At 43.2% G+C, this 6,550-nt stretch carries 6 protein-coding genes and 1 pseudogene; 5 read left to right on the top strand and 2 right to left on the bottom strand.

Annotated features, from left to right (window positions below; all coding sequences use genetic code 11):
• Positions 1 to 596, bottom strand: a pseudogene (locus PR795_RS06855) (signal recognition particle-docking protein FtsY); the annotation flags it as partial.
• A 217-nt stretch (positions 597 to 813) separates the two neighbouring features.
• On the opposite strand from PR795_RS06855, the gene rsmD reads away from it, so the two are divergent.
• Positions 814 to 1,431 carry a 16S rRNA (guanine(966)-N(2))-methyltransferase gene (rsmD, locus tag PR795_RS06850; RefSeq protein ID WP_006662877.1) on the top strand — a complete coding sequence of 206 codons (618 nt, stop codon included), beginning with the start codon at positions 814 to 816 and terminating at the stop codon, positions 1,429 to 1,431.
• Positions 1,421 to 1,705, top strand: a complete 285-nt coding sequence (locus PR795_RS06845) for a DUF1145 family protein (protein ID WP_006659027.1) — start codon at positions 1,421 to 1,423, stop codon at positions 1,703 to 1,705. The genes rsmD and PR795_RS06845 overlap by 11 nt, the downstream gene beginning before the upstream one ends.
• Positions 1,706 to 1,708: 3 nt before the next feature.
• On the opposite strand, the gene PR795_RS06840 is transcribed toward PR795_RS06845, so the two are convergent.
• A complete protein-coding gene (locus PR795_RS06840) occupies positions 1,709 to 2,062 on the bottom strand; it encodes a DUF2500 domain-containing protein (protein ID WP_006659026.1) in 354 nt (117 codons plus the stop codon).
• 162 nt (positions 2,063 to 2,224) lie between these two features.
• Between PR795_RS06840 and PR795_RS06835 the strand changes: the two genes are divergently transcribed.
• From PR795_RS06835 to PR795_RS06825, 3 genes are all read left to right on the top strand, one after another.
• Positions 2,225 to 2,854, top strand: coding sequence for a lysoplasmalogenase (locus PR795_RS06835; protein ID WP_006659025.1), 630 nt, complete (start codon positions 2,225 to 2,227; stop codon positions 2,852 to 2,854).
• Between the two features lie 148 nt (positions 2,855 to 3,002).
• Positions 3,003 to 5,336: a zinc/cadmium/mercury/lead-transporting ATPase gene (locus PR795_RS06830; RefSeq protein ID WP_272516752.1), complete on the top strand. Its 2,334-nt coding sequence runs from the start codon at positions 3,003 to 3,005 to the stop codon at positions 5,334 to 5,336.
• A gap of 198 nt (positions 5,337 to 5,534) precedes the next feature.
• Positions 5,535 to 6,497, top strand: coding sequence for an Rpn family recombination-promoting nuclease/putative transposase (locus tag PR795_RS06825; protein ID WP_272516751.1), 963 nt, complete (start codon positions 5,535 to 5,537; stop codon positions 6,495 to 6,497).
• The last annotated feature ends 53 nt before the right edge of the window (positions 6,498 to 6,550 follow it).

Genomic DNA, 6,550 nt, shown 5'->3' with positions numbered 1-6,550 from the left:
GCAGCTTCGGCTTCTTGACGCTCAGTCTCGGCTTTCTCTTCTGCTAAACGAGCAGCTTCAGCGGCTTGATACTCACGCTCGGCTTTTTCTTCAGCATCTTTGATAGCCTCTAATTCAGCTTGATGCTGACGTTCGGCTGCTTCTTCCGCGGCTTTAATCGCCGCTTGTTCGATTTGATATTGGCGCTCAGCCTCTTCCTCAATCTTACGTAAAGCCTGAGCTTCTAACACCTCTCGAGCGGCTTTTTCTTCTGCAATACGGGCATCTGCTGCGGCTTGGCGCTCTTTTTCCGCTTTTTCTGCTGCAATGCGCATCTCATCTAAGTGAGCTTGATGCTGACGTTCAGCGTCTTCCGCAGCGGCTGTAATTGCAGCTTGCTCCGCTTGATATTGACGCTCAGCTTCATCTTCCGCCGCTTTAATCGCATCTTCTTCCACTTGATGCTGACGCTCAGCTTCTAACCTAGCGGCTTCGTCTTGCTTCGCGTTATGGGCTACGTCATTTTTGTGTTCGACATCCGGTTGCTGAGTTTCTTCTTCACTTTTACGACCAAATCCCAACCATGAGAAAAAGCCTTTTTTCTTATCTTTAGCCATCAGCCACTACACTCCTCGCGGTAAAAACATGGCGTTTAAAAATTAAATCGCAATAAAATTACATGCAGTCTATCATTTCATCGCGCAGCAACACATATCTGAAAGAAAAATCATGACAATTTATTCTTATTTTTCTGTTAAAACCGTGAAACCGAAGCGCTACAATAGTCCCCAATAATTTATACATTCCTCAGTGAACTAAACAACTATACATATTATGGCAAAAAAACCACAAACAGCCTCTTTAGGGCAAATACGTGTCATTGGTGGTAAATGGCGTGGGCGAAAACTGCCTGTGCGTGATAGTGAGGGCTTACGTCCTACTACTGACCGCATTAAAGAAACGCTCTTTAATTGGTTAATGCCAGTCATCCGAGATGCTCGCTGCCTCGATTGTTTCGCCGGCAGTGGTGCTTTAGGTTTTGAAGCGCTATCTCGCTTTGCCGAGCACGTCACATTTATTGAGCTGGATAAACAAAACGCCAAACTGTTAAGCGAAAATAAAGTTCGTTTAAATGCGGATAACGCTACTGTGCTCAATAACAGTAGCCTCACTGTCCTCAGCCAAGTGGGTACACCTTTTGATGTCGTGTTTATCGACCCGCCATTTCGTAAAGGTTTACTCAGCCAAACTATCGAGCTACTCGAACAAAATCAGTGGCTCGCAGATGAAAGCTGGATTTATGTAGAGTCCGAAGCTGAGTTACCACTTACTGACATTCCCGCAAGCTGGCAGCTACACCGAGAAAAAGTAGCAGGTCAGGTTGCCTATCGTTTATTTATTCGTCAATCTGTTTATTCATCAAGTATGCAGGGAGAAAAAGATGCTGATTAATATTGGACGTCTGCTCATGATTTGTGTTTGGGGTTTCATGATCTTTAATATTGTTCACCCATTCCCTAAGCCATTGAAATATTTTATGGATATCGCAATGGTCTTTATGATTTTCATGCATGCCTTGCAGACAATCTTCCTGAAAGCTAGCTTACCGAAAGATCAAAAATTAACAGGTTTACAGCAGACTAAAATTTTCTTCTTTGGTGTGTTTGAAATGCTCGCCATGCATAAGAAAACCAAAGCGGCAATCGAGGCCGCTAAGAAAAAATAATGGTTATTCAGTCGGTTCAAAGCGAATAAATCGCGTGCCTTGTAACGTCAGCTTACCTTTAGTACCTAACGTAACATCTTGGTATTGCTGTTCGCTGACGATCACTTTAATGGTTTCTCCAGAAGCTTGGGTCTGAAAATAAATTTCATAGCGAAAAGTTTCAGGGGACACCACATCCCGCTCTCGAGAGCGCATATTGGGATAAGGATAATCTTTTTTCTCTTTAACAAGAACTAACTGGCTGACAGGCAATGAATTATCGTTAATTTCATTCTGTTTCTTTTGGTCAAAAAAACGTTTTGTCGCGAATACCGCGATAATAGCGAGAACAATAATTAAGAGAATTGGCTTATTCATAATTTGTATATTTAGCTTAGAATAATCATAAGTATATACCCTCTCTCACTCAAATTGCAGATAAACGCCATACAATTTGAGCAAGACGCGGTATAGTTTATTGATTCATCTGAAATCGCTATCAGTGATTTTTCTTTTCCAGAAGCTTTTAAGGATATGTGTATGATTAGTTGGCCATTCCTCGCTGTTTTATTTTCTGGCTGGCTGTATGTTGATGCAGCCTATCGTGGTCCTGAGTGGCAACGTTGGTTATTTCGCCCTATCACTCTGCTTCTTTTATTATTCTGGGGATGGAGTTCCGACGACTTAAATGCGCAAACCTACCTGATTTTAGGTGGTTTAGTGCTTTCTTTAGTTGCTGACCTTTCGAGAATGTTTTCTAGTGAACACTTGCTTACATCTTTAGGACTGATGTTCTTAAGCTATTTGGTCTATACCATTAGCTTCGGAATGCAATTTAACTTTGGTTTGTACCTGCCTTGGCTTATTGTTCCAATTGCTATCGCTGCGGTCACCTTTATATTCATTTGGGGAAAACTGGAGAGCCAACAACCTGTTGTTTTTGCTTCTATTATCATGAGTATGATTATGATGTGGGTTGCAGGAGATCAATATTTTGGCTTAGGTAGAGAGTTTAATTTCTCCATTATGGTGGGAGCCTCTATGTTGTTTTTATCTCACTGTATCTGGTTAATTGCGCATTTCCGTTTCCCATTCAAAGCCTCTAAAGCCGTTGTTGCCGCCTTCTATTTCCTTGGTCAATTCTTTATTGTTCGTGCCATTTACCTATAACACTTCGCCAATTGATAAAACGTGCTATTTGAGAATTTTATCAATTGGCTCCCCCTTTTTCATTTGACTCTAGAGTCTACTCTAGAGTGTAGACTTAACTCTAATTAGAGAACATGGTTAAAAACGCATTTAGAAAAAGGGGGCGCTTATGCACTCACACTCTCATAAAGATACCCATGCACATAAAACATCTTGCTGCTCTGGCAATAGCTGTTCTTCAACAACAGTAGAGAATAGCAAAAATGTCAGTCATGACTCATCTTCCCATGAACATAGTCATGATGATAAAAGTCATGCGCACGATGATGATGAAACATCCCATCAACATGGTAGCTGCTGCAATTCAGCACCCGCAGCTAATGATGATGTCGAACCAACACAAACCGCTAAACAACGTTTTAGTTGGATTGTGAGGGGAATGGATTGCCCTAGTTGTGCCGCTAAAATCGAAAATGCGATTACCCAAATTCGCGAAGTCGCTCAAGCAAAAGTGCTATTCGCCACTGAAAAATTGGTTGTTGATGCGGATAAAGACGTCACCGCAATCGTCCGCTCAACGGTCGAGGCTGCAGGTTATGAATTACATGATGTGGGCAGCAATAGCGCCGCATCTACGCCACCAAGCTTACTGAGTGAAGCAAAACCGGTCATTATTTTAGCTATCTTAATGGCAATCAGCTGGGGATTAGAGTTTGTTAATCCGCAACTCGGTAACGTGGCTTTTATCTTAACAACGTTATTTGGGTTATACCCTATTGCGCGTAAATCGCTACGTTTAATTCGCACCGGTTCGCCATTCGCCATTGAAACCTTGATGACCGTTGCCGCTGTTGGGGCAATCTTTATTCAAGCGACAGAAGAAGCCGCCATGGTTATCTTACTGTTTATGTTGGGTGAAATGCTTGAATCCTACTCTGCGGGGCGCGCTCGACGTGGAGTCAGCGCATTAATGGCCTTAGTGCCTGAAGACACAGTGCTTATCAAAGATGGGCAAAAAACATCCGTTCCTGTCGCACAGTTACGCCCTGGGGATATCATTGAAATCGCTCCAGGTGGTCGACTTCCTACTGATGCAGTACTGGTCTCTGGCTTTGCCAGCTTTGATGAAAGCGCATTAACTGGGGAATCAGTGCCTGTTGAGCGCAGTGCTGGTGAAAAAGTTGCCGCAGGCTGTTTATCTGTCGACAAAGCGGTGCAAATGGAAGTGGTATCAGAACAAGGTCAAAATGCTATCGACCGCATCTTGCAACTGATTGAAGAGGCGGAAGAACGTCGCGCACCGATTGAACGATTCATCGACCGCTTTAGCCGTATTTACACCCCAATTATCATGCTGATTTCAGCCTTGGTTATTGTCATTCCACCACTGTTTTTCAGCGCAGCGTGGGACACATGGATTTATCGTGGTCTGACTCTGCTGTTAATTGGTTGCCCTTGCGCACTCGTGATTTCAACCCCCGCTGCAATTACCTCAGCACTGGCAACAGCAACGCGACGTGGCGCCCTTATTAAAGGTGGCGCAGCGCTAGAGCAACTGGGCACTGTCACTACGATTGCGCTGGATAAAACCGGTACATTAACAGAAGGCAAACCCCATGTTACGGATGTCGTCCCAGTTGAAGGTATGAGTGAAAGCGAGTTAATTCGTATCACTGCATCGGTTGAAGTCGGCTCTCACCATCCGCTCGCTAAAGCGATTGTTAACAAAGCTGACGAATTATCTATCACTGTTGAAGAAGCGTTAGAGCGTAAAGCACTGGCAGGTAAAGGAGTTGAAGGTTCCTTTAATGGCAAACAAGTGTTAGTCAGTGCACCCTCGAGGGTAGAACCACCATTAAACAGCCAGTGGCAAGCAAAAGTGGAAGCGTTAGAAGCCCAAGGTAAGACGGTTGTCGTAACTCTCGAAGATAACCACGTTATCGGCTTAACCGCTCTGCAAGATACCTTACGTAGCGATGCAGCTGACGCAATGGCGATGCTGAAATCACTGAATGTCAATGCGGTCATGTTAACTGGGGATAACCCTCGTGCGGCCAGCGCTATTGCCAATCAGCTTGGCATGGAATTCCGTGCGGGATTACTACCTGAAGATAAAGTCACCGCCGTCATGGAGCTTAATCGAAACCACAACACCATGATGGTGGGTGACGGTATCAATGATGCACCAGCTATGAAAGCTTCAAGCATTGGTGTTGCAATGGGTGGTGGTACTGACGTTGCTTTAGAAACTGCGGATGCCGCTTTAACCCACAACCGTTTGACTGGATTACCTGAAATCGTCGCATTATCCAGAGCCACACGGAAGATCATCCGCGAGAACATCACTATCGCCTTGGGTTTGAAAGCAGTTTTCTTGGTGACCAGCTTGTTAGGTATCACTGGATTATGGGTTGCCGTATTAGCGGATTCTGGCGCAACGGCATTAGTTACCGCCAACGCAGTTCGCTTACTGCGCGTGAAGCTGCCCGAAATCAAAAAATAGTATTTATTTAATTTGATATCTCGACGCCGTAATTATCATTATTACGGCGTTTTCTTATGTGTGGAAGATTTAAAATAATCAATTACAGCAAAGAGTTACATAAAATATTCACCAGCTGAATTTAGGACTAACTTTTCTCCCGCACACAAAAATATTGGGTAATATCTCGGCCATCGACAACATTTGATGAGTGTGGATATGACTAATAATGTAAGTTCAATACCTCATGATGCCGCCTTTAAAGGCTTTATGACAAAACAGAGCAATGCCCGAGATTTCTTTGAGCTTCATTTACCTGAGCAAATTAAACGCTTGTGCGATTTCGATACGCTAACCCTCATTAATTCAGCCTTTATTGATAGCAAACTGAGAACGCGGTTTTCCGATGTACTCTATTCCGTACAAACAAAAATGGGGGATAGCTATATCTATCTATTAGTCGAACATCAGTCAACACCTGACAAACTCATGGGCTGGCGTTTAATGCACTATGCATTCATGGCGATGAATCAGCATTTACAGCAAGGGCATAAAACCTTACCGCTCGTTGTCCCCATTTTGTTTTATCACGGGGAAACATCCCCTTACCCTTATGAAGAGGTATGGACGCAATGCTTACCCCACGCTGAAGTAGCCCATGCTCTGTATAGCAACCCTTTCCCGTTGGTGGATATCACTGTGGTTGAGGATACCGAAATAGTTAGTCACCGCAAAATCGCTGTGATGGAACTCGCAATGAAACACAAAAAATTACGAAATGACCACCAGAAGGTCACTGAGCACTTCGTTCAAATCTTAAACAGTCACTATAATGACAAAAATGACGTGATCACTATCTTGAATTACTTATTTATCATCATGGATTCCCCTTATTATACTTCCATTGTCGAGACATTAATCGACCAAGCCGAAAATCATCGAGGAGCTATTATGAATATTGCACAGCGGTTAAAAAATGAAGGTAAAATTGAAGGTAAAATTGAAGGTAAAATTGAAGGTAAAATTGAAGGTAAAATTGAGGGTAGAGTCGAAGGAAAAGAAGAAGGAAGAGAAGAAACGCTACAACAAATTGCTTTAAAAAGCTTACAGCTCGGATTCAGCGCCGATGTTATCAGCGAAATAACCGGCTTATCAATCAGTGAAATTCAAGCACTTAATTAAATCATTTATCAACAATAGCCCCATGCTAAGCAAAGAGGCTATCCAACATACCG

This window comes from Providencia sp. PROV209, assembly GCF_028479485.1.
GTDB lineage: Bacteria > Pseudomonadota > Gammaproteobacteria > Enterobacterales > Enterobacteriaceae > Providencia > Providencia alcalifaciens.
This window is presented reverse-complemented; position numbering and strand designations above follow the sequence as displayed.

Coding starts and splice junctions, on each gene's coding strand:
- rsmD (WP_006662877.1), top strand. CDS start 814: ATGGCAAAAAAACCACAAACAGCCTCTTTAGGGCAAATACGTGTCATT.
- PR795_RS06845 (WP_006659027.1), top strand. CDS start 1,421: ATGCTGATTAATATTGGACGTCTGCTCATGATTTGTGTTTGGGGTTTC.
- PR795_RS06840 (WP_006659026.1), bottom strand. CDS start 2,062: ATGAATAAGCCAATTCTCTTAATTATTGTTCTCGCTATTATCGCGGTA.
- PR795_RS06835 (WP_006659025.1), top strand. CDS start 2,225: ATGATTAGTTGGCCATTCCTCGCTGTTTTATTTTCTGGCTGGCTGTAT.
- PR795_RS06830 (WP_272516752.1), top strand. CDS start 3,003: ATGCACTCACACTCTCATAAAGATACCCATGCACATAAAACATCTTGC.
- PR795_RS06825 (WP_272516751.1), top strand. CDS start 5,535: ATGACTAATAATGTAAGTTCAATACCTCATGATGCCGCCTTTAAAGGC.